General features: G+C 40.6%; 22 protein-coding genes and 1 tRNA gene. 13 read left to right on the forward strand and 10 right to left on the reverse strand.

Annotated elements, in window-relative coordinates; all coding sequences use genetic code 11:
* Positions 1-268 precede the first annotated feature (268 nt).
* Positions 269-814, forward strand: a complete 546-nt coding sequence (locus V7K31_RS20090; RefSeq protein WP_335096390.1) for a DUF4058 family protein — start codon at positions 269-271, stop codon at positions 812-814.
* Between the two features lie 44 nt (positions 815-858).
* Entirely contained in the window at positions 859-1,836 is a 978-nt protein-coding gene (locus tag V7K31_RS20095) for a GGDEF domain-containing response regulator (protein WP_335096392.1), read from the forward strand.
* A gap of 382 nt (positions 1,837-2,218) precedes the next feature.
* Here V7K31_RS20095 and tatC read toward each other — a convergent pair whose 3' ends face one another.
* Complete coding sequence (gene tatC, locus V7K31_RS20100) at positions 2,219-3,013, reverse strand: twin-arginine translocase subunit TatC (protein WP_335096394.1); 795 nt, start codon at positions 3,011-3,013, stop codon at positions 2,219-2,221.
* Between the two features lie 360 nt (positions 3,014-3,373).
* On the opposite strand from tatC, the gene V7K31_RS20105 reads away from it, so the two are divergent.
* From V7K31_RS20105 to V7K31_RS20120, 4 genes are all read left to right on the forward strand, one after another.
* Positions 3,374-3,604 carry a hypothetical protein gene (locus V7K31_RS20105; protein ID WP_334943107.1) on the forward strand — a complete coding sequence of 77 codons (231 nt, stop codon included), beginning with the start codon at positions 3,374-3,376 and terminating at the stop codon, positions 3,602-3,604.
* A gap of 42 nt (positions 3,605-3,646) precedes the next feature.
* On the forward strand, positions 3,647-4,504 hold the full coding sequence (locus V7K31_RS20110; RefSeq protein WP_335096396.1) for an SDR family NAD(P)-dependent oxidoreductase: 858 nt from the start codon (positions 3,647-3,649) through the stop codon (positions 4,502-4,504).
* A 991-nt stretch (positions 4,505-5,495) separates the two neighbouring features.
* Complete coding sequence (locus tag V7K31_RS20115) at positions 5,496-6,833, forward strand: P-loop NTPase fold protein (protein ID WP_335096397.1); 1,338 nt, start codon at positions 5,496-5,498, stop codon at positions 6,831-6,833.
* Positions 6,803-11,959 (forward strand): nSTAND1 domain-containing NTPase, encoded by a 5,157-nt coding sequence (locus V7K31_RS20120; RefSeq protein WP_335096398.1) that lies wholly within the window; start codon positions 6,803-6,805, stop codon positions 11,957-11,959. Before V7K31_RS20115 ends, V7K31_RS20120 begins: the two co-directional genes overlap by 31 nt.
* Before the next feature lie 42 nt (positions 11,960-12,001).
* Here V7K31_RS20120 and V7K31_RS20125 read toward each other — a convergent pair whose 3' ends face one another.
* Both V7K31_RS20125 and V7K31_RS20130 read right to left on the reverse strand, forming a co-directional pair.
* Positions 12,002-13,834, reverse strand: coding sequence for an ABC transporter substrate-binding protein (locus tag V7K31_RS20125; protein ID WP_335096399.1), 1,833 nt, complete (start codon positions 13,832-13,834; stop codon positions 12,002-12,004).
* 3 nt (positions 13,835-13,837) lie between these two features.
* A complete protein-coding gene (locus V7K31_RS20130; protein ID WP_335096401.1) occupies positions 13,838-14,530 on the reverse strand; it encodes a hypothetical protein in 693 nt (230 codons plus the stop codon).
* Between the two features lie 323 nt (positions 14,531-14,853).
* Between V7K31_RS20130 and V7K31_RS20135 the strand changes: the two genes are divergently transcribed.
* Entirely contained in the window at positions 14,854-15,522 is a 669-nt protein-coding gene (locus V7K31_RS20135) for a Uma2 family endonuclease (protein WP_335096402.1), read from the forward strand.
* Positions 15,523-15,870: 348 nt separating this feature from the next.
* Here the strand turns inward: V7K31_RS20135 and V7K31_RS20140 are convergent.
* Positions 15,871-15,944 (reverse strand) — tRNA-Arg (locus V7K31_RS20140).
* 33 nt (positions 15,945-15,977) lie between these two features.
* Complete coding sequence (locus V7K31_RS20145) at positions 15,978-17,099, reverse strand: tocopherol cyclase family protein (protein ID WP_335096403.1); 1,122 nt, start codon at positions 17,097-17,099, stop codon at positions 15,978-15,980.
* Positions 17,100-17,127: 28 nt separating this feature from the next.
* Between V7K31_RS20145 and V7K31_RS20150 the strand changes: the two genes are divergently transcribed.
* Positions 17,128-17,739 carry a J domain-containing protein gene (locus V7K31_RS20150; protein WP_335096404.1) on the forward strand — a complete coding sequence of 204 codons (612 nt, stop codon included), beginning with the start codon at positions 17,128-17,130 and terminating at the stop codon, positions 17,737-17,739.
* Here the strand turns inward: V7K31_RS20150 and V7K31_RS20155 are convergent.
* Complete coding sequence (locus V7K31_RS20155) at positions 17,719-17,919, reverse strand: hypothetical protein (protein ID WP_335096405.1); 201 nt, start codon at positions 17,917-17,919, stop codon at positions 17,719-17,721. The genes V7K31_RS20150 and V7K31_RS20155 overlap by 21 nt on opposite strands.
* On the opposite strand from V7K31_RS20155, the gene V7K31_RS20160 reads away from it, so the two are divergent.
* Together V7K31_RS20160 and V7K31_RS20165 are read left to right on the forward strand one after the other, a co-directional pair.
* Positions 17,893-19,437 (forward strand): DnaJ domain-containing protein, encoded by a 1,545-nt coding sequence (locus V7K31_RS20160; protein WP_335096406.1) that lies wholly within the window; start codon positions 17,893-17,895, stop codon positions 19,435-19,437. The two genes, V7K31_RS20155 and V7K31_RS20160, sit on opposite strands and share 27 nt — an antisense overlap.
* 293 nt (positions 19,438-19,730) lie before the next feature.
* Positions 19,731-20,423, forward strand: coding sequence for a hypothetical protein (locus V7K31_RS20165; RefSeq protein WP_335096408.1), 693 nt, complete (start codon positions 19,731-19,733; stop codon positions 20,421-20,423).
* A gap of 585 nt (positions 20,424-21,008) precedes the next feature.
* Here V7K31_RS20165 and V7K31_RS20170 read toward each other — a convergent pair.
* The gene (locus tag V7K31_RS20170) at positions 21,009-21,842 is read right to left on the reverse strand and encodes a metallophosphoesterase (RefSeq protein ID WP_335096409.1); all 834 of its coding nucleotides are present in this window, start codon (positions 21,840-21,842) and stop codon (positions 21,009-21,011) included.
* Between the two features lie 160 nt (positions 21,843-22,002).
* Positions 22,003-22,833 carry a metallophosphoesterase gene (locus V7K31_RS20175; protein ID WP_335096411.1) on the reverse strand — a complete coding sequence of 277 codons (831 nt, stop codon included), beginning with the start codon at positions 22,831-22,833 and terminating at the stop codon, positions 22,003-22,005.
* A gap of 286 nt (positions 22,834-23,119) precedes the next feature.
* Here V7K31_RS20175 and V7K31_RS20180 point away from each other — a divergent pair, with 286 nt between their 5' ends.
* Complete coding sequence (locus tag V7K31_RS20180) at positions 23,120-24,292, forward strand: nucleotide-binding protein (protein WP_335096413.1); 1,173 nt, start codon at positions 23,120-23,122, stop codon at positions 24,290-24,292.
* A 197-nt stretch (positions 24,293-24,489) separates the two neighbouring features.
* On the opposite strand, the gene V7K31_RS20185 is transcribed toward V7K31_RS20180, so the two are convergent.
* Both V7K31_RS20185 and V7K31_RS20190 read right to left on the reverse strand, forming a co-directional pair.
* Entirely contained in the window at positions 24,490-24,762 is a 273-nt protein-coding gene (locus V7K31_RS20185) for a GlsB/YeaQ/YmgE family stress response membrane protein (protein ID WP_334829023.1), read from the reverse strand.
* A 422-nt stretch (positions 24,763-25,184) separates the two neighbouring features.
* The gene (locus V7K31_RS20190) at positions 25,185-25,460 is read right to left on the reverse strand and encodes a hypothetical protein (RefSeq protein ID WP_335096414.1); all 276 of its coding nucleotides are present in this window, start codon (positions 25,458-25,460) and stop codon (positions 25,185-25,187) included.
* A 205-nt stretch (positions 25,461-25,665) separates the two neighbouring features.
* On the opposite strand from V7K31_RS20190, the gene V7K31_RS20195 reads away from it, so the two are divergent.
* Together V7K31_RS20195 and V7K31_RS20200 are read left to right on the forward strand one after the other, a co-directional pair.
* On the forward strand, positions 25,666-26,298 hold the full coding sequence (locus V7K31_RS20195; RefSeq protein WP_335096415.1) for a bifunctional 4-hydroxy-2-oxoglutarate aldolase/2-dehydro-3-deoxy-phosphogluconate aldolase: 633 nt from the start codon (positions 25,666-25,668) through the stop codon (positions 26,296-26,298).
* Between the two features lie 113 nt (positions 26,299-26,411).
* A complete protein-coding gene (locus tag V7K31_RS20200; RefSeq protein ID WP_335096416.1) occupies positions 26,412-26,927 on the forward strand; it encodes a L,D-transpeptidase in 516 nt (171 codons plus the stop codon).
* Positions 26,928-26,964 lie beyond the last annotated feature (37 nt).

Raw genomic sequence — 26,964 nt, forward strand, 5'->3', positions numbered from 1 at the left:
TTGGAAAGTCGTAAAGTATACTACGGAAAACCTCACCCTGTCCTGGCGGACATCCCTCTCCTTATTAAGGAGAGGGAGAGATGAAAGCGTAGCATAACCCCTTGGAAAACCTCACCCTGTCCTGACAGACATCCCTCTCCTTATTAAGGAGAGGGACAGGTTTTGCGTAGCATAACCAGGGTGAGGTTTTTTGCGCTACTCCGATAAACAGACAATTGCGTTGAGAAAGACTTGTGTGTAGACGATCGCTTAGAGAAGCGGAAAAGGAATGGAAAAGAAGAGAATTAATTTAGAATCATCAATGATACCGTTACCTGAACCTATTACGGAAAATTACTTAGAAATTCGAGAAGTTTCTACAGGTTTTGTGGTGACTTCTATCGAAGTTTTATCTCATAAAAATAAACGCCCAGGCGAAGGGAGAAAAGCGTATGAACTGAAAGGCAAACAAGTTTTAGCTAGTCTTTCTCACTTAATCGAAATTGATTTACTCAGAAGTGGAAAACCCATGTCACTTTTAGGGGAAGTTCCTGTAACAGATTATCAAATTATTGTTAGCAGAAGTGAAATACGTCCTCAAGCTAAATTATACGGATTTAGCATCAGAGAAACGATTCCCGTATTTCCATTACCGTTACAGTCAGAAGATACAGAACCGATTGTAGATTTGCAATCTTTATTACATGGTATATATAATCGCGCCAGATATTATTTAGCAATTGATTATAATAAAGAATCAGTACCATACCTAAAACCAGAAGATGCTGTATGGTGTGATACCCTTTTACGCGAACAAGGGTTAAGGAGTAATTAGTAATTGGTAATTTGTTAAGAATTTTTCCCATTCACCCTTACCTTATGGCTAATTTACTTAAATCCGCTTCGGAAACCAATATCCTAATCGTGGACGATACCCCTGACAATCTACGATTGTTAACCAAAATATTAGAGTCGCAGGGTTATATCATCCGTAAATCGCTCAATGGGAAAATGGCATTACAAGCTGCCTCTCGACATCCGCCCGATCTGATTCTGCTTGACATCAATATGCCCGAAATGAATGGCTATGAGGTTTGTCAACAGTTGAAAGCATCAAAAACAACAGATCAAATTCCGATTATTTTTATTAGCGCCCTTGATCAAATCAATAATAAAGTGCTGGCATTTGAACTGGGTGGACAAGACTATATCAGCAAGCCCTTTCAAGAACTTGAAGTGCTAATCAGAGTCAGAAACCAGCTACTCATCAAACAGCAAAACCAAGAACTTATTGAACAAAATGAACGCCTAGAGCATGAAGTTAAGGAACGCCTGAAGGCTGAAGCAGAGGTAAGGGAGCTATCCCTAACTGATGAGTTGACAGGACTATATAATCGACGTGGTTTCTTTTGGCTGGCACATCAGGAATTAAAAATTGTTCAACGCAGACAAATGTTCTGCTGTCTTTTGTTTGTTGATATAGATGGTTTAAAGCAGGTTAATGACTCTCTAGGTCATGAAATAGGAGACAGAATGATCGTTGACACAGGCCAATTATTAAAAGAAACCTTCCGTGATTCGGATATTATTGCTCGTCTAGGAGGAGACGAGTTTGTAATATTAGTTCCTATCGAGTCCATAAATACAGATGAATTTTATCCTCGATTGCAAGCAAATATTGCTCGCTTTAATCAAGAGCATAATTACTCCTATCAACTATCCATAAGTGTTGGTGTCACGCAATGCGCCTTAAATGAAAATGTTTCACTAGAACAATTGATAGAACAGGCTGACAAACTAATGTATGAGGAGAAACGCGCTAAACGCCTCGTAAATAAAAAAAAGTTATCAACGTAATTTACTGAGGTCAGATAAAAAACAAACGATGCCTATGCTGGTTTTGATATCTGATTTGACGCTTCCCGTGCTAAAGCAACGGGGATTCTTAAAACATCACTGTTTTAATATCCTGATTTATCAGGTTCCCAGGCTCACCACGTTTGCACAGAAGTGCGTAGTGATATCTCCTTATAGTTGTTTCGGGCGTAACTTTCTCCCAGTCCAGGAGTAGGTTTTTAAATCTTGTCTGATAAGGTTATTAAACCATGTTTTACTCAGGCGTAAACACCAAAATCCGCCTTCATCCCTTGCCTGAAGTACGGAAGACGCAACTACATTGCTGTTACTCAAGGGTTTTCGGCATCTTTGTTATAAAAAATAATCACATTTATTCTCTATGTTATTTACCTGTAAGCTTAACCAGTCCAACACCACCGAAATAAAGCGCTAAAACTGCTCCCGCTAAGAGACTTTGAGTTAGAGGGTCAGTAGAAGGTGTAAGAACGGCTCCTAAAACCACTGCTCCCATAATCACGTAACGCCAACCAGAAATCATCCGTTCTGACGAGACAATGTTCAAATTACCGAGCAACAGTTGAATGATCGGAATTTGAAATGCTAAACCAGTGCTGAATAACAGTAGCAGCACAAATTCAAAATATTTATCAATTGACCAGAGTTGTTCGACTACATCTGCTCCGTAGCTAATGAAAAATTTCAACGCTGCGGGGATAAGCAGTAAATAGGCAAATATTAACCCCGCTCCAAACAGCACACTCGAACCCAAAACCACAGGCCCCAGTAAACGGCGTTCGCGGCGAGTCAGTCCTGGAACCACAAACTGGATAATCTGGTAAAGAATAAAAGGACTAGAAAGTATGAACCCAGTGTAGGCTGCCACTTTGAGGGAGACAAAGAAATATTCTCCGGGTGCAAGTTGGAGAAATTTTACTCCTTGTGCTGGAACCTCAAGTAACTGAACAATCGGTTTAACGGCAAAGAAACAGCCAATAATGCCCACCGTTACGGCAATCAGCGAATAGAAAATCCGTTGTCGCAACTCTTCTAGATGGTCGAAAAGAGACATTTCGATTTCACCTGGTAACTCATCAAGAGGATCGGTGTCTGAGTTACCATATTCTTCGGCGTCGATGTTGGGAACGTTTACAGTATCTACATCTTGTGAAGGCGTCATGAGTCAGCTAGTAGGCAACATTTATAATTGAGTAATGAGTGAGCGGTTTTTTAACTCAGCACTTTTTATTATTTTATTCGGGGAATGGAGCTACCAAGATATCTTTTTGGCTGCTGTGGGTTTTTATCCTGTTTTTTGGGGTTGCATCTGCATAAGTTAGTAGGAAGCGATCTTGTAAGCAATGCCTAACCTAAAAAAAAGGGTGGAACCGATAATTTAGAAATCACGTCTCTGCGGCTACTAGCGCTGAGTAAATCGACACAACATTAGCATAATAATACTCAGTTTTAAAAATCCGGTTCATCAAGGTGGCATCTATCTATACATAGCGCAATCGGAAATTTTTAGCTGAGGTTGGGTATGAACCGGACAATTTGCATTGCCCTGATGGCATTGCCTGTTTATTTATACAATGTTGAGCTAGGCAACAGTTGTAGTCGTGACGTGCCGATTGTTAAAAACCAGTTTCCCATAATAGCTGCTCTAATTGCTTACAACGCAAATACTCAGTCAGACAATTTTCCGTGGCAAATATCGGCTAGAGATGACCAAACGGAAGATTGTCTTCGCGCTGGTACTTGCAAAGATTGATACTAATTCGTAATTACGGCAGTCTGATCATAAAAAAAATTAATGGTTACAAAGAATCAACTTACGGTAGTGGTTACAGGAGCATCAACAGGAATTGGTCAGGCTTGTGCTTTGCTTTTAGACCATTTGGGCTTCTCTGTTTTTGCTGGCGTGCGTCAAGATATTGATGCTCAAACACTTAGACAGAAAGGGTCAGAAAGGCTTATTCCGATTTTTTTAGATGTTACTGACGCTGAATCGATCGCAGCTGCGGTTGATAAGGTAACAAATGCAGTCGGTGATGTCGGGATTTTAGGTTTGGTGAATAATGCCGGAATTGCTGTTCCTGGGCCGTTGGAATTATTAACGATCGCAGATTTTCAATATCAGATGCAGGTTAATGTTACCGGACAATTAGCTGTCACACAAGCATTTCTTGGTCTATTACGCCAGAGTCGGGGTCGAATTGTCAATATGGGTTCCATTTCTGGTATAAGCCCTGCGCCGTTTTTGGGAGCTTACAATGCCTCAAAGTTTGCTTTGGAAGGACTCACTGATGTAATGCGGATGGAGTTACGACCTTGGGGAATCTCGGTTTCCATTATTGAACCTGGTGCGATCGCTACTCCACTCTGGGAAAAGTCTCTAAGTCAATCTGAAGTAGCACAGGAGGATTTACCACAATCGGCACAAAATCTTTACGGACAGGCGATGAATATTGTCCGTAAAAAAATGCAGATTCTTGCATCTAAGGGAATTTCTGCGGATATTGTTGCTCAAGCTGTTGTCCATGCGCTGACTGCAAAACAACCTAAGACACGCTATCTTGTTGGACAAGATGCAAAAATTGCAGCTGTGCTAAAGCATATTTTACCCGATAAGCTACATGACCGGATAATTTTATACTCAATGGGTTTGTAGGGTACTTACCCAAAGAAACCTCACCCTGGTTTTGCGAAAGCAAAACCTGTCCCTCTCCTTAGTAAGGAGAGGGTGTACACACAAGTCCGCAGCCATATTTTTATTAATATATCAGTCTCATTCTGTCTCACGATCCCTCTCCTTTATAAGGAGAGGGATTGAGGGTGAGGTAAGCCAGGGACATTTTAAGAAAAAAATCGTCTTTTTAAGAAAAAAGTCATCTTTTTAGGAAAAAAATCATCTTTTTAAGAAAAAAGTCATCTTTTTAAGAAAAAAGTCATCTTTTTAGGAAAAAAATCATCTTTTTAAGAAAAAAGTCATCTTTTTAAGAAAAAAATCATCTTTTTAAGAAAAAAATCGTCTTTTTAAGAAAAAAATCATCTTTTTAAGGAGTAAATAATCGCGTTAAGGCGTAACCCATCGCTTTCACGGGTAAATCATCACTTTCAGGACTAAATTATCCCTTAAAGGAACAAATTTCTTCCATTCCGAGTCTCGGCCTCTTAATGCCTCATTACGGCTCTGCCGCCAGCAAGGGAGGCGGAGCCTCTAGAACGGCATTCCCAGTCGGAGACTCTTAACGAGAGAATCTAAAAGCTGGTTCTAGGCAGGTTTTTACATTAAGTTCACACCTATGCCCTGTCCCCGCCCTCTTCGTTGAGAACCGCTATATATTTAAGAGCGCGACAAAATTGTACTTAACAGTACCTTTTTTTGTGCTAGATTTTTTTAAAATTGATAAGATAACCTTATTAAATATTAGCGATATCTCCTAGTTCTACTTATAGCAGTATTTCTGCTTACTTAAAATCAAATATTAGCCTTGCCTTGTGCTAGATAAAACCTAGATATGAAAAATCATCCCGAATACTGTTAATTTAGTTAGTATTTTGAGTGAGATGTACTTAAATTAAGGAAGAAATTCCCTAAAACCAAATATATTTATTTAGCAGATTTTTTCATCCCTATTCCTAAGTGAACTCGATTAGTTATGCTCCTAGATTTAGAAAGATTTTATCAGGCTTGCAATCCCAGCAGACCTCTAATTATAGGAAATGCCAGCGATCGCAGATACTATATCGATTTTGCTGCGGTGCGGGGTGGCAAAATCATTGAGGCTTTGCAGCGCACGATCGCTCGCATCTCCCCGGATGCTCCAACTTGTCAGCTATTTACAGGACATCTCGGTTGTGGAAAATCAACGGAGTTGTTACGGCTGAAAGCTGAGTTAGAGGAGGAGCAATTTCATGTAGTTTATTTTGAGTCTACCCATGTCTTAGAAATGGCAGATGTAGATGTGACTGATATTTTGTTAGCGATCGCCGGACAGGTAAGCGAAAGCCTAGAAGCGATGAAAATTAGGTTTAAGCCTAGCTACTTTACTAAGTTGTTTGGTGAACTCGTGGATTTTCTGCAAACGCCAATTGATCTGAAGGTAGAAGCAGAGTTGTCTGTGGGAATTGCCAAAATTACAGCTAAAGCTAAAGAAAGTCCCCAATTGCGGCGGCGGTTAAGAGATTACTTGGAACCGCGAACAGCAAATATTTTACAGTCAATTAATCAAGAATTGCTAGAACCTGCCACCAAGGAACTGAAAGCTAGGGGTAAAAAAGGACTGGTGGTGATTGTTGATAATTTGGATAGAGTCGCAATTCGGCCTTTACCATCGGGGCGATCGCTGCCAGAATACTTATTCATTCAGCGTGGTGAACAGTTACGCAAACTTAATTGTCATGTAGTCTACACTATTCCCTTAGCTCTGACTTTCTCTAACGATAGCGCCGAACTTCAGCATCGTTTGGGGGGAGGAGTCGCGCCAAAAGTCTTACCGATGATACCTGTACGTTTGCGCTCTGGGGAGATTTTCCCGCAAGGCTTAACATTGTTGCGGCAAATGGTGCTAGCTAGAGCTTTCCCAGACATTTTGGCTAGCGATCGGTTAGGCTTAATTACAGAAGTGTTTGATAGTCTGAAAACCTTAGATCGGTTGTGCCTGATTAGTGGTGGTCATGTACGCGACTTGCTAGGGTTGCTATTTGACTGTCTGCGAGAACAAGATCCACCTTTTGATCGGGAGTGTGTTGAACTGGTGATCCGAAGACAGCGTGATTACCGAACTAATGCTATCGATCCCCATGAGTGGGAATTAATCTTTCAGGTGGTGCAACAGCAGAGAGTTAGAGGTGATATAGAATACTACACCCTATTGCGAAGTTTGTTTGTATTTGAATACCGCGATCATCAGGGAGCTTGGTTTGCCGTCAACCCAGTTTTAGCAGAGACAGAAAAATTTAAATCATGGTTGAACGACACCCACAAGCAGATGTAACAGCAGCTAATGAGCGAGCTTTGAGAAATTTGGGAAGAGCAATTGCCCTTTCTAACGGTCAATTCTCCCTGGTTTTGGTGTGCTGCAATTATCAAGTTTTGCAAGAGCAAATGCTGCAACAACTCGAAGAACTCTCTTCAGGAGTACATCAAATTCAAAAGGTAGTTTTGCCGCATAATGCTAGAAGTCTTTACACAAGTATTCATTTACAACTCCTAACCGAAAAGAATCCGCCATCGGCGTTGATGATTTTGGGTTTAGAGTCAGTAGATGGACTTGATGATCTACTTAGGTCGATCAATCATATTCGTGATGAATTTCGCAAACGTCACCCGTTTCCAATGATTGTATGGGTGAATGAAGAAGTGTTGCAAAAGGTAGTGCGTTTAGCACCAGATTTTGCTAGTTGGGCGGCAACACCAATTCAGTTTGAAATGACTAGTCAATCACTGCTGCAATTTTTGCAACAGGGAACTGACTCTTTATTTGCTACGGTATTACCAACCGATGTTGCACCAAACCAACATCCTGAAGTTCTAAAGCATTATTCCACTGTGGAGCAAGTCTGGAAACATAGCTATGAACTCCACTTCGCCATTAAAGAGTTGCATAATCGTGGTATTAGCTTAGAGCCAGAATTAAACGCTAGTTTAGAATTTGTTTTTGGTCTAGATGATTATATTAGCGATCGCATTCATCCAGCTTTAAACCATTTTCAGCAAAGCTTGCAAGTTTGGCAAAAGTTGGCACAAAGAGAAATCAATTCCAAATACCAAATTTCAAATTCCAAATTCAAGGAAAAAACTGAGGATAAGGGAGTATTTTCTGATCCTACGCCTCCTAATCGCCCATCTCCCCTACTTTTGCGACAGGGAATTTTGCTATTTTATATTGGGCTGTGTCATTGCCGTTTTGCAGAGCAAAATCAAATAGAAAACCGCCGTCATTGGTACACAGCTAAATCTTATTTTCAGCAATGCTTAAATGTTTTACAGGTGGCTGGACGTTTAGATATAGTTGCTGGATTTATTAATCAACTCGCAGAGGTTTTGCAATATCTGCAAGAGTGGGAAGAATTGCAGACGGTTGCTCAAAAGTCTCTGGAGTTACATCAAACTTATGGTACTCAAATCGAATTAGCTTGTGACTACGGTTTTCTGGCGCAAGTGGCTGTGCAGCAGTCGCGGTGGGTACAGGCGAGTATATTAGCACACGTATCACTGTTGAAATTAGGTGAGGCGCAAAAACACAACGACCCTTACAACTGCTTATTTCCATTATTATTGGGGCAAATTTACTATTTAGTTTTAGCGAAAGCCCAGCGAAATTTAGGTGAACTAGAAGTTGCGCGTGAATACCTCGACAAGGCAACAAAAGAACTACCAGCAGCCTTAGAAAGCAGCGCCCATCAATACGATGCCCATCGTTATATTCGCTTATTGCGGAGACTGCGATCGCTCTACTTTGAAGAAGGGCGCTATTTGGAAGCCTATTACATTCGACAGAAACGGCGTTCTGTTGAGCAACAGTACGGTTTTCGGGCTTTTATCGGTGCGGGACGCTTGCAACCGCAAAGACAGGCGACAAACCCCGCATTGATGTCACCTTTTGGGAGTAGCAGCGTTGCTTTAGAAATTGCGGCTTCTGGTCGAGAGCGTGATATTAATAACTTAATTGGTAGAATCAGCCGCGCCGATCAAAAGCTGACGGTGATTCACGGTCAATCAGGGGTGGGTAAGAGTTCTACTGTCACGGCGGGCTTAGTTCCAGCACTGCAAAATCGAGCCGTTGGCGATCAAATAGCCGTGCCTGTGGTATTGCAAGTTTACACCGATTGGGCGCGAGAATTAGGAAAATCTTTAAGTGAGGCGATGTCTAGTGACACATCCCTTGCCATCTACGCTGATATGAAGCCAGAAGTAGCCATTAAACCGGAAGCTTTAGCTTACTATGCCCAACCGATCACTATCATGAGGATTTTACAACAACTAAAAGAAAATGCCGATCACCATTTGATCACAGTTTTGATTTTTGACCAGTTTGAAGAATTTTTCTTCGGTAATAGCGATCGTAAGCAAAAGCAAGAATTTGATAAATTTATTAGTGACTGTCTGAATATACCCTTTGTGAAAGTTATCCTTTCCTTACGAGAAGATTATTTACATCGGTTATTAGACTTTAAACATCTTTCGGCACTGGAAGCGATTAATAATAATATTCTCGACAAACATATTCGCTACCAGTTAAATAACTTTACGCCAGAATATGCCAAAGCAATTATCCGAAAATTAACAGAGCGATCGCAGTTTAATTTAGAACCAGCTTTAATTGATGCCTTAATCGAAGATTTATCCACAGAATTTGGAGAAGTCCGCCCGATTGAATTGCAAGTTGTGGGAGCGCAAATTCAAGATGAGCGCATTACTACACTAGAAGAATATCAGCCATATAGACCGAACAAACTCATTGAGCGATATCTTAAGGAACTGATTAAAGACTGCGGCCCAGAGAATGAACGAGCCGCGTTACTCGTCTTATACTTATTAACAGATGAAAGTAACAACCGACCTTTTAAAACTCGTGCTGAGTTAGCGACGCAGCTAGCAGAGTTAGAAGATGCTAGCAAATTAGAGTTAGTCTTAGACATTTTAGTACGCTCCGGTTTAGTGGTACTATTCCCCGATGTACCAGAACGTTATCAACTGATTCATGATTATTTAGTAGACTTGATTCGCTACTTGCAACAACAAGAATCGAGTTTACAGGTACAACTAAATCAGCTACGCCAAAAAGTAGAACAAAGTCAAGCTGAGATTGAACGACTTAAGAGTGAACTTAGCCAAAATAAACAGCGTTCCAAATTAGTAGATATTCATCCCCAACCGGGTTTGGACTTATTAACAGAATTGCGGGAGTTACACAAGCGGGAAGAATTGAGTCAGTTAGAAATTGAACACTTGCGAGCTGAACTTAAAGAAAAAGAGTTAACAGCTAAACTCGCAGAAAGTCAAAAGAAACAAAGGCTAAGTGAAGCTCAATTAAATCGTTCGCTGAAAATTGCCCTAACTGCTTGCGTTCTGGCGATATTAGGATTAAGTGTTTCCATAGTCACAGCAGTAGATAGTGAAATTAAAACTCTCAGTGCATCCAGTGAAGCCCTCTTTGCTTCCCAAAAAGGTATTGATGCTTTAAAGGAAGCTTTAAAAGCGGGGAGAAAATTACAACAAACAGTCTGGGTAGATTCCAATACAAAAGAGGAAGTACAAACAGCACTCTATCAAGCAGTTTCTGGGGTAAGAGAGTATAACCGCTTAGAAGGACATATATCTGGAGTAAATAGTGTTATATTTAGCCCCGATCGCTCTTTAATTGCTTCAGCCAGTGCGGATAATACAATTAAACTCTGGCATCCCGATGGTAGCTTGGTTAAAACCTTATCGGGGCATGAAGATGTAGTTAATAGCGTCAGTTTCAGTCCCGATAGTCAAATCGTTGCTTCCGCCAGTCAAGACAAGACAGTAAAACTTTGGAATCGGGACGGTCAACTGCTTGCTACTCTATTAGGACATCAAGCTGTAGTGAATAGTGTTAGTTTCAGCCCAGATGGTCAGATTATTGCTTCAGCGAGTACAGACAAGACAATAAAACTTTGGAGTCGGGATCACAAGCTGCTCAAAACTTTGCAGGGACATGATGGTGCAATCTTAAGTGTCGCTTGGTCGCCCGATGGTCAAACTCTTGCTTCCGGGAGTGCTGACAAGACAGTAAAATTGTGGAGTCGGGATGGTAAGCTGCTCAAAACTTTCCAGGGACATGATGATGCAGTCAAAAGTATAGCTTGGTCGCCTGATGGGAAAGCGATCGCTTCTGCAAGTTTAGACCAGACTATCAAACTATGGAATCTGGAGGGTAAGCTACTGCGAACCTTATCCGGGCATAGTGCTGGAGTTACCAGCGTCAGCTTTAGCCCTGATGGTAAGACGATCGCTTCTGCAAGTACCGATGAGACAATTAAACTTTGGAGTTCTGAAGGTGTGCTGCTGGGAACTTTGAAAGGGCATAATAATTGGGTGAATAGCGTCAGTTTCAGCCCAGACGGCCGCACCCTTGCTTCTGCAAGTCGGGACAAAACTATTAAACTCTGGCATTGGGATGATGTGCTGCTGCGAAAGCCCAAAGCCGATAATGATGACTGGGTAACTAGCATCAGTTTTAGCCCAGGCGATCGCACCTTAGCAGCAGCAAGTCGAGACAAAACTATAAAACTTTTCAGTCGAGACGGTAAACTAATCCGTATTTTCACGGGGCATCAGGGTCAAGTTTGGGGCGTTAGTTTCAGTCCTGATGGTCAAGCGATCGCTTCGGCTAGTAAAGATAAAACAGTGAAACTTTGGAGTAACGATGGTAAATTACTCAACACCTTACAGGGTCATAATGATGCCGTCTTGGGTGTAGCTTGGTCGGCTGATGGTAAAGTAATTGCCTCAGCTAGTAAAGATAAAACAGTGAAGCTTTGGAGTAGGGACGGTAAACTGCTTAACACCTTGCAGGGACATCAAGACGCGGTGAATTGGGTAAGCTTTAGCCCAGATGGAAAATTGCTAGCCTCAGCCAGTGATGACAAAACCGTGAAAATCTGGAGTGTAGATGGTAAATTACTATACACATTAACTGGTCATAGCCGCCGTGTAAATGGGGTTGCTTGGACACCTGATAGTCAGGCGATCGCTTCAGTTAGTATTGATAGCACGGTAAAGATTTGGAGTCGGGACGGTGATTTGCTAACTAATCTCGCTGGAGATGGCGATAGTTTTATTAGTGTCAGTTTTAGTCCAGATGGCAAGACTCTGGCAGCCTCCAGTGATGACGAAGTGAGGATTTGGAACCGAGAAGGGACTTTGCTGATTGCTTTGAAAGGTTATAAGGATGAATTAACCAGCGTTAGTTTCAGCCATGACGGTAAAACTTTGGCTGCGGGTAGTGCTAACGGTACGGTGATTTTACAGAATTTGGCAGATATCCAACTGGAAAAATTACTGGCACGGGATTGCAATTTACTACACGATTATTTGAACACTAACCAGAAAGTAATGAAGAGCGATCGCGCTTTGTGTTCTGCTAGGTGAGGAATCAGATTTGAAGCAATGATTATATAACTAAATAAATCATCAGTTGCAACTACTTTCTAACTGTTTTATTTGCTGTTCTTGATATTCTTCAGGAACGAAACTGTAACCAAACTCAGAACACTTAGACTTAACGATTTTGGCTAATTCAACCATTTCTTTTTTTCGATTACCATTCTCAAACTTGATTAAATTTTTCTCATCAGCCCCCTTAGCTTCAAATTTAGGGTCTGCTAAATTATCTCGTAAATTTAGACGTGTTGGGTTTTTGATATTTGTAAATAAGGCTTGAATTAAGACTTCAGCAGCATCGTAAGCTGTCACAGCCCAAGGACTAATTTCTCTACCTTGCCATAATTCTTTGGCTTTATTAGCAAAATTGGATTGATAAACTGTTGTTTGTATCCACGGAGCAGTCACCACTAAACGATTTACAACATCTTCACCTAACAGAAGTGTTTCATCAGTGAAAAGGGGATTTGCTCCTACTATCACAAAATCTTTAGGACTAGCTTTGATTAATTTAAAGGTATTAAGTAGGCTATAGTCAGTGGTTCCTCCATCAGGAATAACGACAAAGGCTTTAACCCCTTTATTATTTGCATATTTAATAGCTTTGCTTGGCTTAAAGAAAGGGCTAGATAAATGAAATAAATGAAAATGTTTATTTTTTAAATCATTTTCATTTATAATATCTATCTTAAAGTTATAGCTGCCAGAGAAATTACTCTTTAATTCGTTCAAAAATGATCTACTGAATGCACTGGATGGATTGTAAAAAACTGCTACTTTATGAATATTTTTATTTTTTAGATATTCTGCTACAGTTGTAGTGTTTACCTTAAGAGAGGGAATTGTGCGGAAGAAAAAATGATCCTTTGGACGTGGAAGTTCTGCGGAAGTACTCCCAGGAGAAACCGATACTAACTCGCCCTTTTCATAAATGTCCCTTGTTGCCAGAGTAAGATCGCTAGCATAATGACCTATGACTGCAAGTATATCCTTCTGTTCTACTAAAATGCTTGCAATTTTTATAGCTTCCTCAACGTCATTTGCGTCATCCACTATCAATACTTTAAGAACTTTACGACCACGCTGATATTTTACTTTACTCAAAAATTCTTGTTGGGCTTGGGCAACTCCCCTTAAAATTTGTAATGAAGTATAAAGGTTGCTATTTATAGGAACTACTACAGCGATTGTATAAGCTTGTGTCTTTTCTTTTTCAATTCTGGCATTATTAAGATATATCAATGTTTCAGGATCATTTGGTTCTTTGTTTATTGCTTTTTCAAAAAAATCAATAGCTGTTGGATAATCATTGCTCTTATAAGCCTCTATGCCCTTGCTTTTATCAGTTAAAATAGACCCTGATATTAGAGATTTTTCACCGCAACTTAAAGATTTAATCGATGAAAAGTTTATCTTGCTATTTCCCTTAATATTTGGACAAATAGTATTTGAAAAATTTAATCCTATTGCTAACAAAAAGCCGATACTTATAATTCCAACAGGAATCAGTATTTTTTTTAAATGTCTTCTGATTCCAATTTTGTGCGTTTTTGAGCCATTTTTACTTGTATCGAGCGGATTCCTTACTGGTTGAAAATCACCTGTTTTTGGTTGTGATTCCTCAATCCTATCAGGTAACTTTTCTATCTGAGTTTCTTTTGCTTTTGATGTTTTTAAATTTTGCTCTATTTTTACAATCTCATTTTGATGCTCTGTTATCCTTTGATTTATTTGTTCAATTTCATTTGTCCACTTAAATTTTCGCCTTGGATCTGTTTCACAACGCTCCTTATTGCATAGCTCATTCCATAGCTTCCTATCTTTTGCAAGTTGCTCTTGGAGATATTTAAGCTGATCATCCATAGCTTAGTTCCTCCGCAACTTAGCGATTAACTGTTCCCAAGCAGACTTAATGTTAAAACCACTTCCAAACTCCAACTCACCTTCGTATTCCACAAGCATCGGCACAATTGGTAGAGTTATTTTTAGCTTATGTTTGGCATCTAGCTCAGGATCTTTGATAATTTCAGCTACTGCTACACTATTGAGAGGCAAAGCAGGAATTCGTTCTTCTAATGCTGCTAACATCTGTTGCATCTGTTGCTCTGAAATCAAGTTTGCTTCCAATGCATCTATTAGGTTCTGAATTAAAACTAATTGTGTTTGGTCTAGTTGCTGAGTAATAGCACTAATTATGGCTCGTTCGATAGCATCATAGCGGTTTAATAGAGCTTGACGCATTTGATTCTGATTTTCATAAATGGCAACTTGACCATTTAGTAAAACGTTTAACTTCGCATCCATCTGCTGCAATTGGCTTTCGACTTTCTGCATCTGAGCATTTGGAGTATTTGATAATTCTTGATCTAGTTCAGCGTACTCTTGCTTGTAGCGAGCAAGTGAATCGCATTGTCGCTCAATTTCCTGGCGATACCCAGCCTTTACACGAGGGTTTGTCTCGTAACGTAATGCTTCTTCAAACTCCTTAAGCAGTTCTTGGTCTTTGCTAATGTGTATTTCCAAATCTTGTAGTCTTTGAGAAAAGCCTGGAGAGAGCATAAGGTTAATTTTTTACTTCCTGGATAGCTAACTTTGTAAATTGCAGATAGATTCAGTAAACTCAACAACACTTGGTTTTTATTCGGAACTCAACTGAAGTGAAGCCATACCGTAATTACCGTAAGTCCTTTTTAGTGTAGCAATGTCTCGTAGGCGCAGGGGGCGATCGCACCCCAAAAAATCCTTAGCTGATAAATAACTCAACTTAAAAGCGATCGCACTATATCACCAATTGCGATCGCCTTTTATTACCCAACCTCAAGCCGTTGTTTCAGAACTACAGCAGGAAAATCAGCCAGAACTCATAAACAAAGCTGTACATCTTGGTAGCATTGAGTGAAGTACCCGTCAGCAAGGGAGCGAGGGCGATGTACGCAACCGTCACACAACCACTGACTTTTGAAGAGTTTCTTGCCTGGGACGATGGTTCAGGCAGAGACTTTGAGCTATTGGATGGGATTCCCGTGCCATTATCAGAACCAAATGCAAATCATGAGGATTTGATCCAGCGACTGTGTACCTATTTAGAAAATCACTGCCAAGAAAATGACCTACCTTACATCTCGCGCCAGTCCAAGCAGGTTCGGCTCAAAATAGCACCAGGAGAAAAGGAAAAAAGCCGGAAAGCAGATATTGTCATATTTGCAAGAGTTGAATGGCAGAGGATGAAAACTAGCTCTAGTTCTGCTGCTGCATATATTCCACCACCCGGAATCATTGAGGTCGTTAGCAACAACTGGAAGGACGACTATCTGACAAAACTTGCTGAATATGAGGACTTGGGCGTTTTCGAGTACATCATTGTGGACTATGCTGCTTTTGGTGGCATTCGGTTCATTGGCTCTCCCAAGCAGCCAACCATTACAATCTACCAACTTGAAGATGGAGAGTATTTACCCCCAAAGGTGTTTCGAGGGCAGGATCGAATTGATTTTAGATTGTTTCCGAACATTCCCTTAACGGCTGAACACATTTTTGCAATGAGTCGCTGATTAGTATTACTCAAATTCACACAACACTTTGAGCAGATGGCTTAGTTAATGGTATTTCATCAATCTCAGTTTATGCTGTCGGTGGTACGTTGGTCAGGAATAAAATTAAATAATATAGAATTTATGTCCCTGGCTTACCTCACCCTCAATCCCTCTCCGATATATTGGAGAGGGAAGCTAGAAACAGGATGAAGTTTTACATTTTATTTCAAAAGGCAGTGAAAGCCCTGATTTCCCGTAGGGGCAATTCATGAATTGCCCCTACAGCGTGTAGTTTTGCCTAAGTCTTATATCATATAAAATCCCTATGACCTGCTATTAGTTAAGGTCTTAGGGATTTTTTAATTACGGGACTAGTGCGGCTCGAACGCACGACCTGACGCTTAGGAGGCGTCCGCTCTATCCAACTGAGCTACAGCCCCAAATAGGAAGCATATATAATCATAGCAGGAGTTTTAGCGAGATTGCCAACAATTATCCCAAGAGCCGCCGCCTACTTCTAAACCACAAAGAAAACTTTCTGCTTTTAGGATTATTTGAGATTTTCTGCCATTTAGTTCTCGTAACTCTAAATTTAACTTTCCTTGCATGGTGTCTCGGCAACAATATCTTAAACCATCCTCTGTGGGCGCACGCAGAGGTGTACCAGGTAAATCCGTGGTTCCTGTCAACTCAATTTCATAATTAGAGTTTGTAGCTTTCATTTGCCATCTACCCCAAGGCTGAATTTCCCAGTCTACTTGTGAATTCCAGGGAACAAATTCATAAAACTTGCCTTGATAGTGCAATCCAATCATCGCTACAGATTCCATCCACCACAGCACACCCCGCCGTCCACCGCCAGCAGTTAATGCTAAGTCGGGTTCACCCTCGAAGCAATTACAGTTTATCCAAAACCATTTTTGGGGAAAAGCACCACCCCAATTTTTCTCGCCGTAGGCTGGGGCGTTGGTGAATTCGTAGATTTTGCCATTCCAGTCAATCTTCCCACTGGCTAAACCGTGAGCCATCAAAATTTGCCATCCGGGTTCAAAAATCTGCAAGAATGACACCCAGCCTGCGGTTGATTGCTGAATGCTATTTTTATTGCCCCAACCGTATACTGGTTGAATTTCATAGTCCCAACGGCAATAATTATTGGTGGCGCGTTCGCCCTTGGCGTTGGCGAAGCCATCGCGGATAATTCCCTGATTCAAGGTGGCTGTGGCTTGATATCCCTCTTGAACATGATGCTCAAACTCTGTTGGAAGCAGGTATAGGGGAGAAACTTGCAAATCTGTTTTACCCCAATGACCTAAACCCAGAACATCTCGACTACCCCAAAATTTGTTCACATCAGGAAAAGTACGACATAAATACCCATCATCCGGTCCGAGGATTTGGGCTGCACCGCCGCTATGGGGTTTACCGCCAATGGGGTCTTCAATGGAGTACATAAAGGCGAATGTTTGCCCAATTTCTGGTAAGGTGACGCGATAATACCAGCCTTCAAAGAAGCGGCGACTACTACCATCCCAGTGATAACCAGAATGGGGCGTTTGAGTTGATTGGAGAAGATTTAGGGGAATAGTTAACATAGATTTATATAGTTGCTTATTTCTCAGTATGCGCGATCGCCTGGATATCAATTATGCTTATGAAATTCTTGGGCTGGAACCTGGTGCATCACAAGCACAAGTGAAGCGAGCTTACCGTCAACTGGTGAAAATTTGGCATCCCGATCGCTTTGTTGAGCAAAAGCAAAAGCAGGAAGCTGAGGAAAAAATCAAATCAATCAACGCAGCTTATAACCAGCTTAAATCTGAAAGTCCATCTGAGGCTCCCACTAGTGAAAATCCATCTTCATCTTCGCCTACAAATCCCCCAAAAATATCTGTCAATCGTTGGGATGCAGAAACTTTCTATACTTTGGGAGTAGAGAATGCTACAAAAGAAAGATATGAGGATGCGATCGCAGATTTTACCCACGCAATTCGTCTCAATGCTCACTATATTGACGCATATAAATATCGTGGGCTAGTTTGCTCTCAACTGGGATACGAATATAGAGCCGCTTCAGATTTAAATAAAGCCGCACAAATAGAACAAGAGTTAAAAAATCCGGGTGCTACGCGGACATCGCGATCGCCTAGATATACATCAAAACCTAGACCTCTGCTAAAAAGATTTTGTCAAGGGATTAAAAAGGTATTGCGGTTAAATCGGCGTTGGAGATAAGAAGCGGAATACATACCATTTGTAAAAGCGCAGCAATGCTGTACCCCTGCACGTCGCTTCAGATGGCGACACCATACCTTGAGTTAGATAGTACGTGTAATTGGGAATACTAAGTTTAGTAAGATTTGCTGCTGATTTCTTAGTTTTCCTAGTATGAGCGATCGCTTTGATATAAATCATGTTTACGATATCTTTGGGTTAAAACCAGGTGCATCTGTTGATGAAGTCAAGCAAGCTTATCGCCAGATGGCTAAAACTTGGCATCCAGATTGTTTTCTGGAACCGCAGCAAAAGCTAGAAGCAGAAGAAAAAATCAAAGAAATTAATCAAGCTTATGCAAGGTTAAAATCTTATCAGCCAAGTGAGATAAATCAATCTGCTTCCACTACGACCAAAATTGATTTCACTCCATCCAATGCTGAAAGTTTCTACAAACTGGGCATGGATAAAGCACAAAGAGGAAAATATACTGAAGCAATTGAAGACTTTACCCAAGCGATTCGTCTCAACCCTAACTACTCTGAAGCCTATAAATATCGAGGGCTTGCTTGCTCGAAACTAGGATATGAAAATAGAGCCGAGTCAGATTTCAAAAATTCTATACAACTGGAACTGAAACAGAAAAAAGCAGCACCCAAACCTACATCACCACCGCCAAAGCCAGCAACGCCACCACCTGAATCGCAGTCTCAACCTTCACCTTTTAAAAATACCGCAGAACTGGAACTAAAACAGAAAAAAGCACCGCCCAAACCTGCATCACCACCATCAAAGCCACCAACACCACCACCTGAATCGCAGTCTCAACCTTCACCGTGGAAATGTGTACACACCCTGAATCATCTAAACTGGGTTTTTACAATTGTAATCAGTCCAGATGGGCAAACTTTGGCTAGTGGAAGTACTGATAAGACTATCAAAATTTGGCATCTCGACACAGGGAAATTACTACATACTCTCACTGGTCATACAAAATGGGTAAGATGCCTAGCCTTTAGCCCGGATAGTCAAACTCTGGTTAGTGGCAGTGATGACAGCAGCCTGATGATTTGGGAAGTGTCTACAGGTAAATTACTCAACACGCTCAAAGTACATTCAACCCCAGTTTTTTCTGTAATCATTAGTCCAGATGGTCAGACTATTCTGAGTGGCGGTAGAGATACTACTATCAAGATTTCCCATATAGAGATGGGACAATTGCTGCACGTCCTTAAAGGTCATTCTTACTTGGTTTACTCCCTTGCCATTTGCCCAAAGCAGCAGATTTTAGTTAGTGCTAGTGCAGACAATACCATTAAGCTGTGGAATTTAAAAAGTAGAAAACTGCTGCAAACTATCAACGGGCATTCAGGTTACGTGACTTGTGTCGCCATTAGCCCCGATGGACAAATTTTAGCTAGTGGGAGTTATGACCAGACTATCAAGTTATGGAACATCAATACAGGTAAGCTAATTAACACACTTGCCGGACATCATAATTATGTTTGCGCGATCGCTTTTAGCCCCGATGGTCAACATCTCGCTAGTGGTAGTGCAGATCATACGGTGAAACTATGGGATATTAACACCCGACAAAATCTTTATACTTTGGATAACCATTCAGATTGGGTTAACTCTGTCGCTTTCAGTCCTGATGGCAAAACTTTGGTTAGTGGTAGTCGAGACATGACAATCAAGCTTTGGGGCTGCGATGTCTAACCAGAAATTAAAAATTTAGATGATTTCAGTAAATTGCTATATTTTGTATAAAAACATCAGATACTAGCTTAGTAACATCCATCTTTGGGATACTTTTTCTTTAGATTAAGTATTAACTCCTTAGAAATAGAGCCACTTGCTGATCACAGAGGTTATACTGAAAACTCCCAACAGTTGAGTAGCAAATAAAACTGATATTCATCAGCAACATAGATTTTTGGACTCATTAAAACCTCTCGTTTTTACAAAGCTTTAGTTTCTCAATATCGTATCAAGGAGTTAAATCAACAGTTATGCCTATTCCTACCAATAAAGGCGAAAGTGAAAACAGTGAAGTCAAGCAAGAGTCTTACACTGATAGTAATGGTGATACTCACAGCCATGTGACACGAACCACTGAAACATCTAAAAACAACACACCTGATCCCAACTCTTACCAAAAAGGTTACGTACAAGGTCGAAATACTGAGCATGGCAATCAGCAAGCTGATTTAACCGAGCGTGATAATAACAATGCTAATGGTGGTTTGGTGTTGGGTATTATTATTACTTCCGTGCTTGCTTTGGTTATAGGTGGGGTCTGGTACTTCAGCCAGCAAAATAACGCACCGGTTAACAATATTGTGCCAGTCGTAGTTCCTGTACCGAGTAAGAGTAGTCCAACTCCTAGTGCATCTGCTCAACCACGAACGACAATCATCGAAAGAACCAGAGAAATACCTGTTGTTGTTCCTGTTCCTGTTCCACAACAGCAGGTTACACCTCCATCTGTACCTCGCCAACCGAATATTAACATTACTGTTCCACCCCAGCAGCCTGCGGCAGAAAAAGCACCTGTAACCCAGCCAACCCCGAAAGCGGTACAAACTCCGACGACGAGTCCAACTAGTACTACTCCGACTTCGCAGAACAAGGACGATGCTTCTACTAGTACTGTCGCTCCAGGTACGAAAAGTGATACCTCTAAAACCACTCCACCTCAATAAGTAGACCAGTCAAACAGTAAATCTAATTGCAGTTCTGCTCAATAATGGCTTCTGAACTTTCAACCCACTTGATATCCTGGCATTAACGCCAACATATCAAGTGGGACAATTTTTTAGTCAATATTTCGGAATTGTTGCGATAAATTAATGGTATTTAAGTTTAGTAAAGATGTAGTGTAGCTAAACAAACATAGGCTAGATTAAGAGCAAGGTACAAACAGGTTAAAAGTTAAACAAAAACTTTCAAGTTAGAGCCTCTGCCTCCTGCTCTAATGTTCTTGCGTAGGCATAGCCCGTCGTAGACATCGCTCTGAAGTTGTAGCATCCATTGAATGTATTTTTACATTGAGTTCAATGAGTTGTTTGGGAGGTTTGAAAACGCACAGCCCGAAAATGCCTGTCTAACTTCAAATGTAAGGATGTGCAATTCTGAGTATAGCGAGCGCGAATGCTGTCCACCTTAGTTAGTTGAGTTATTTACTTCTGAATTCTCTAATCTTCAAGAAACCGTCCCAAGCTGCTGAGATTTATCCATCGCAGCTTCCGGCGGTTTCTGCGTTGAGTTAATTAAAAAGTTCAGAATTGTTAATGACTAATTAAGGTAATCACAGTCACTTCTGGCGGACAAAATAAGCGTCCTGGTTTATAAGTTCCTAAACCCCGATTGACATATAGTTGATTTTTTTCAACCTTGTGAAACCCTTGCGCCCACTCCCAATATCGCACTACTTTAGAACAGTCTCCCAGGAAAAATATTACCCAACGCCGTAATTTTTTGGGAATTTGTTTGAGGAGCTTTTTATAATAGAGTACTACAGGTCCAATGCCGGGAATTACGATGTGACCACCGTGGGTATGACCAGATAGTTGCAAATCTACGCGCCATTGTTGCAATATCTTAGCTGTATCTGGATTATGGGATAAAACGATGCGGGGTGTAACGCAGTCTAGTTGATTCATGACTGGTGCGGGGTGAAATTCTCGTGACCAATAATCAGCTAGTCCTATTAGTGGTAATTCTTTTCCTAGTGGATAGGCGATTTCATTCCAAAGCACATGCACCCCAATGCTAGTTAACGCCTGGGTAACTTCTGCTTTTGAGTGGCTGTAATAGATATCGTGATTACCAAGTACGGCGTAGATACCATAGCGACTTTGCAGATGTTTTAGTCGAAGCACCAGTTGGTGAATTGGCGTGGGATCGTCAGTTACGTAGTCACCAGTTAATAGAATTAAATCTGGTTCAGCTTGGTTAGTAAGTGCGATCGCTTTTTGTAACATATCTTCCGATAGCCGCAAACCATCGTAGTGAAAATCTGACAACTGCACTAGCGTTGTACCTTGTAAAGATGCAGGAAGATCCGCAATCTTAACCGTTATTTTATCTACTCTTAAATGTCCCGTAAACAACCAATGCATAAAGCAACCGATACTCCTGATACCAGCGTTTACAGCTTACCAAAAATCAAAATGCAACTTGAGTAACTGCAATAATTAATGTCACATACTCCAGATACAATTAACTAATTGATTTATTTGAAATCGCTGAATTTAGTTATAGGGTTTTACTGCTGCCTTCTCATTCACCTTGTAGCGTGATTATAGTAACTTCTGGGCGGCAAAATAAGCGTCCTGGGAGGTAGGTTCCCAAACCCCGATTGACATATAGCTGATTTTTTCCTAGCCGATGGAAACCTTGTGCCCATTCCCAATGCCTGACTACAGAAACATTGACTTGCAAAAATGGGACTCGACGCCGCACTTTTCTAGGTATTTTTTTTACAAGCTTTTCGTAAAAAAACATCGCCGGGCCAATTCCGGGAATCACGATTTGACCACCGTGAGTATGACCAGATAATTGTAAATCGACTCGCCAGGATTGTAATATCTCCGCCGTATCTGGGTTGTGGGATAAAACGATACAAGGTGTATCGGGGTTTAGCTGGTTCATGACTGGTGCGGGGTGAAATTCCCGTGACCAACTATCCGCCAGCCCAACGAGTGGCAATTCTTTTCCTAGTGGATAGGCAATTTCATTCCAAAGGACGTGAATTCCAATGCTAGTAAGGGCATCTGTAACTTCTGCTTTTGCGTGTCTGTAATGTATATCGTGATTGCCAAGAACAGCATATATACCACTGCGACTTTGGAGATGTTTGAGTCGAAGTACGAGTTGGTGAATCGGTGTCGGATCGTCAGTTACGTAGTCACCAGTTAATAGAATTAAATCTGGTTCAGCTTCGTTAGTAACTGCGATCGCTTTTTCTAACATATCTTCCGACAGCCGCAAACCATCGTAGTGAAAATCTGACAACTGCACTAGCTTCTTACCTTGTAACGATGCAGGCAACCCTGCAATGTTAACCGTCAATTTCTCTATACTCAACGGCCCAGATAACAACCAATGCATAAGACGTTCAATAAAGCTCAATCATAGCGCTTACAGCTTAACTGAACATTGTCGGTTTGTGTGTAGTGACCAGTGCAACTTCTTGAAAATTTTATGAAAGTTATAGACTTTAGCGTATTTATATTTATTTAAATGAGACGTAACTTTGCTGTTATTTTATATCAGAGTATGGTGCATTTTTCTGAAAGAGGAGGGATAGTGAATAAACTATACGGTGAAGGTTAATTTTGGTAGAGTATACTGTATTACATACTACTGGATTAAAGCAAAACACTTAAAGCAGTTTATGTCATCACCATTAGAACCACAATTCATCCAGGATTTTACCCACTTTGAGCAGCACGTAGCAAAACTGATCCATAAAGCAGGTTGGACAGTTGAAACTGCAAAGACGAATCAACCTGGCTATGATCTAGTAGTCAAAAAAGGAAACCTAGTTGGTGTTGTTCAGGTTAAATGGCTAAAAGGTAACGTAACAGCGCCGCAGCTTTTAAAGTTTGCTGACTTTTTAGATTCTGACGAAGGTAAAAAATTTAATTTTGGTTGGTTCATAACCACAAAAGGATTTGGCGGCCCAGCATTGGCATTAATGAGAACCTGGGGTAAAGATACTAAAATTCGCTGTGGGATTGCCCATGAAAATAAGCTGGTTGGGATTGATAGTGATTCTGTTATTGCTAGCAGAGATAATCCGAACTCTCACGAAGAAACTACGCCAAAAAAAGTTTATTTTGGAGTTTTTACATGTAAAGGTGGAGTAGGAAAAACAACTGTAGCAGGGCATTTAGCAGGAGCATTAGCACTGCAAGGATTTAATGTGGCGCTTGTCGACTTAGACCCAGAGCCAGAGCAAAATCTGCACAAATTAGTAGGTGATGGTGTTTTCGTTCCCAATCCTAAAGGGGTAGGTACAACTATTCAAGTATTTGATGGAGATGATTGGGATGAAGATGCCGCACGTGACTGTCAAATAGTAATTTGCGATTGCTCACCTGCACTAGAACGTAATCCATCAGATATCATTAAGCGATTAAATTATTGTATTATCCCAACAACCTTCAATCCACTGGGAATAAGTAAGCATGGTAAAGTTATTCAAGAAACTGTTACACAAATACGTGAAATCAATAATGAAGCTCATTTATTTGTGCTAGTTAAAAATTTTAAAGATCCTGGGATTAAGCGTTTAAGGCTTTTAAAAGAAGTCTATTCTAATGCTTATAAGGAAATTAGCAAAAAAGATAATAAGTTTCATTGTATAGATCCAGAAGAAGTTTGTATTCGGGCTAGCGACCTACTTTACTACTGGGGTATACATATACTCGAAAATCCAGAAAATCCTGCCAGTAGATTAGCATTTGATCTGGTTGGCGGAAGATGCTACCCGCGTGAAGATTTTATCAACTTAGCAGATTACATTGAAAGAGAAGCTGGCATAGGAATTCTTAGAGCTAATTAAGACTTTTAAGCAAAATCTATTGCTGTGCGATCGCACAGCATTAGCTTACCAGCAATTATTGTTTTATTTATCAGTAATTAAAAAAATAGCGCCAACCTAATTACAGGTTCGCACTATTTTTTTGATTTAATTCACAGTTAAAAATAGTTAGATAAATTTGCTAAATCTTTCTCGTTAGATTCACCGCAATCTTATTTCTATACAGCACTGCGGTTGGTTAATAGATTCCACAGGAAGACTGCGACAATTGCACCGAGAACTGCTACCCCAATTCCTGGAATGCTGAAAGTAGGAGATGCCAGAGCTAAAGTACCCGTACTAAAGAATACACCTAAACTACCGCCAACAAAAGCACCGATGATTCCTAGCACGATTGTTCCCAGAATTCCGCCACCTTGATGACCAGGGTAGATAGCTTTTGCGATCGCACCAGCAATTAGACCTAAAACAATCCAAGCAAGAATATTCATTGTTCTTAATTCGGTAAACGTTTTTTACTTCAATGAATTTATATTAGCAATCTTAATCTTTTGATTCCATCTATCATCAGAATTAATTAATTATATCCATAAGGAATAGTTTAATCGATACTAATTTTTTTAAAATATAACCCACTTGAAGTAGATAATCAATTAAAAAAAAGCTCCTAGTAGGTCTTTAACTAGGGGCTTATCAAACAAACTATTGCTTGGTAATTGCAGTATATGCCTTTTAATTAGTTCTCTCCTCTACTAGAAGAATTAAGCTGAGTTTTCAAAGACTGCCTCTAAGGTAATGTAAAGGAAGCAAAATCAGGCGATATCTACGGCGGGCGTTGTTGTAGCAACTTTTTTAGCAGCATTCTCCACTTGGGCATCCTATTTATTCTCTACGAGACGCTACGCGAATATTTCTAACTTTTAATTTTTAATTGCTTATCCCAATTACTCTCAATGACTCGATGACTGAGAAATGGCAACAGTCTGCGGTAAGACCAATGCATATTTAAGAAAATCAAGCTTACCAAGGTGAGCAGCATAACGCCCAAAATCGTTCCATATGCCTTAGTGTGCCACCAAAATCTTGCACTTAGTCGCACAAGCTTCCACAAGCTACCTATATCGACGCTTTCGGAATCTTGAATGCTAATTGCTAAGGATGCTGCTGTGTTTTGTCGCGCAATTGTCATTTTAATTACTCCTTTAGACCTAAACACTGAGGTATTTAATCTGAAAATACGGTAAATTGATAGGCTTTATGATGTTTATATGTAATATCTCATAGCTTGATGCAAGAAGCAAGTTTTAAGAGCATTGGGGATGAGGTATTGGGCATTAGTATTGAAAATTAGGTATTAGGAATCCCTAGTCCCCAATCCCTAATTCCCAGTCAAAATGCCTAATCAAATTTGGTTATCACAGTTGCAAAAACATAAAGCGATCGCAGTCATCCGCGCCCCTAAAATCGAAGTAGGACAGCAAATGGCAATGGCTGTAGCATCTGGGGGAATGCAGTTAATAGAGATTACCTGGAATAGCGCTAGCGCCGGGGAATTAATCAGTCAACTACGCTCAGAATTACCAGCCTGTATCATTGGCACTGGTACGCTATTCAATGTGCAGCAGTTACAAGAAGCGATCGCATCTGGGGCGCAATTCCTCTTCACACCTCACGTTGACCCTGCAATGATTCAAGCAGCACAAGAAAAAAATGTGCCTATTATACCAGGAGCGCTGACTCCTACAGAAATTGTTACCGCCTGGAGTCAGGGCGCTAGTTGTGTAAAAGTGTTTCCCGTGCAAGCAGTGGGAGGGGCTGACTATATCAAAAGTTTGCAAGGGCCACTAGGTCAGATTCCCTTAATTCCTACGGGCGGTGTCACTGTGGAAAATGCTAAAGAATTTTTGCAAGCCGGAGCGATCGCAGTCGGTTTGAGCGGTGAATTATTTCCCAAAAAGCTTGTCACAGAGGGAAATTGGTCAGCGATCGCATCTGGAGCAAGAAAGCTGATGCGACAGTTAGCTTAACTTAGAATCAAATCATCAAAAATTCACGTCTATTAAAGTAATAGATATGGAAATAAAGGTGAAAACTGATAAGTTTCTCAAAACCCGATGATTTGAGTGTGAGTGTATCTAAAATGAAAAGACTAATTTCTCCTGACTGGGTGCGTCGCTTACAAATACTCCTTACTGGTACAGCACTGTCCTTAAGTGTTTTTACTACTACTGGAACCAGTGAAGTTTGGGCGAATTCCAAAGATCAAGTGATTGCACAAACAATCCAGACATTACAACAATCGGATCAACGCTGGATTCAAATTAATCTTTCAAAGCAACGGTTAATAGCTTGGCAAGGTGACAGAGTGGTTTATGGAAGTGCTATTTCCTCTGGTAAAAAAGCTACTCCTACTCTTGTTGGTACTTTTAAGATTCAATCTAAGTTCAAAACTACACAGATGCAGGGAGAAAACTACAATGTTCCCAACGTTCCTTATGCGATGTTTTACCAAGGTAATTACGCTATTCACGGAGCTTACTGGCATAAGAAATTTGGCACTCCAGTGAGCCACGGCTGTGTGAATATCTCACCTAAACATGCTAAATGGCTATTTGAGTGGGCATCAGTAGGGACACCAGTAGTCATCCAGAAATAGTAGGTGAAGCAGCCAAAAAGCAATTTAGGTAAAATCA

Origin of the sequence: Nostoc sp. (assembly GCF_036917675.1) — a bacterium.
Taxonomy (GTDB): domain Bacteria; phylum Cyanobacteriota; class Cyanobacteriia; order Cyanobacteriales; family Nostocaceae; genus Nostoc.

What these genes read in the sequence shown, in the direction of transcription:
- V7K31_RS20195 (WP_335096415.1), top strand. Translation starts at nt 25,666, where the DNA reads ATGCCTAATCAAATTTGGTTATCACAGTTGCAAAAACATAAAGCGATC.
- V7K31_RS20125 (WP_335096399.1), bottom strand. Translation starts at nt 13,834, where the DNA reads ATGGATGATCAGCTTAAATATCTCCAAGAGCAACTTGCAAAAGATAGG.
- V7K31_RS20120 (WP_335096398.1), top strand. Translation starts at nt 6,803, where the DNA reads ATGGTTGAACGACACCCACAAGCAGATGTAACAGCAGCTAATGAGCGA.
- V7K31_RS20155 (WP_335096405.1), bottom strand. Translation starts at nt 17,919, where the DNA reads ATGATTTATATCAAAGCGATCGCTCATACTAGGAAAACTAAGAAATCA.
- V7K31_RS20105 (WP_334943107.1), top strand. Translation starts at nt 3,374, where the DNA reads ATGAACCGGACAATTTGCATTGCCCTGATGGCATTGCCTGTTTATTTA.
- V7K31_RS20175 (WP_335096411.1), bottom strand. Translation starts at nt 22,833, where the DNA reads ATGCATTGGTTGTTATCTGGGCCGTTGAGTATAGAGAAATTGACGGTT.
- V7K31_RS20190 (WP_335096414.1), bottom strand. Translation starts at nt 25,460, where the DNA reads ATGACAATTGCGCGACAAAACACAGCAGCATCCTTAGCAATTAGCATT.
- V7K31_RS20160 (WP_335096406.1), top strand. Translation starts at nt 17,893, where the DNA reads ATGAGCGATCGCTTTGATATAAATCATGTTTACGATATCTTTGGGTTA.
- V7K31_RS20090 (WP_335096390.1), top strand. Translation starts at nt 269, where the DNA reads ATGGAAAAGAAGAGAATTAATTTAGAATCATCAATGATACCGTTACCT.
- tatC (WP_335096394.1), bottom strand. Translation starts at nt 3,013, where the DNA reads ATGACGCCTTCACAAGATGTAGATACTGTAAACGTTCCCAACATCGAC.
- V7K31_RS20130 (WP_335096401.1), bottom strand. Translation starts at nt 14,530, where the DNA reads ATGCTCTCTCCAGGCTTTTCTCAAAGACTACAAGATTTGGAAATACAC.
- V7K31_RS20095 (WP_335096392.1), top strand. Translation starts at nt 859, where the DNA reads ATGGCTAATTTACTTAAATCCGCTTCGGAAACCAATATCCTAATCGTG.
- V7K31_RS20170 (WP_335096409.1), bottom strand. Translation starts at nt 21,842, where the DNA reads ATGCATTGGTTGTTTACGGGACATTTAAGAGTAGATAAAATAACGGTT.
- V7K31_RS20200 (WP_335096416.1), top strand. Translation starts at nt 26,412, where the DNA reads ATGAAAAGACTAATTTCTCCTGACTGGGTGCGTCGCTTACAAATACTC.
- V7K31_RS20180 (WP_335096413.1), top strand. Translation starts at nt 23,120, where the DNA reads ATGTCATCACCATTAGAACCACAATTCATCCAGGATTTTACCCACTTT.
- V7K31_RS20115 (WP_335096397.1), top strand. Translation starts at nt 5,496, where the DNA reads ATGCTCCTAGATTTAGAAAGATTTTATCAGGCTTGCAATCCCAGCAGA.
- V7K31_RS20185 (WP_334829023.1), bottom strand. Translation starts at nt 24,762, where the DNA reads ATGAATATTCTTGCTTGGATTGTTTTAGGTCTAATTGCTGGTGCGATC.
- V7K31_RS20110 (WP_335096396.1), top strand. Translation starts at nt 3,647, where the DNA reads ATGGTTACAAAGAATCAACTTACGGTAGTGGTTACAGGAGCATCAACA.
- V7K31_RS20145 (WP_335096403.1), bottom strand. Translation starts at nt 17,099, where the DNA reads ATGTTAACTATTCCCCTAAATCTTCTCCAATCAACTCAAACGCCCCAT.
- V7K31_RS20165 (WP_335096408.1), top strand. Translation starts at nt 19,731, where the DNA reads ATGCCTATTCCTACCAATAAAGGCGAAAGTGAAAACAGTGAAGTCAAG.
- V7K31_RS20150 (WP_335096404.1), top strand. Translation starts at nt 17,128, where the DNA reads ATGCGCGATCGCCTGGATATCAATTATGCTTATGAAATTCTTGGGCTG.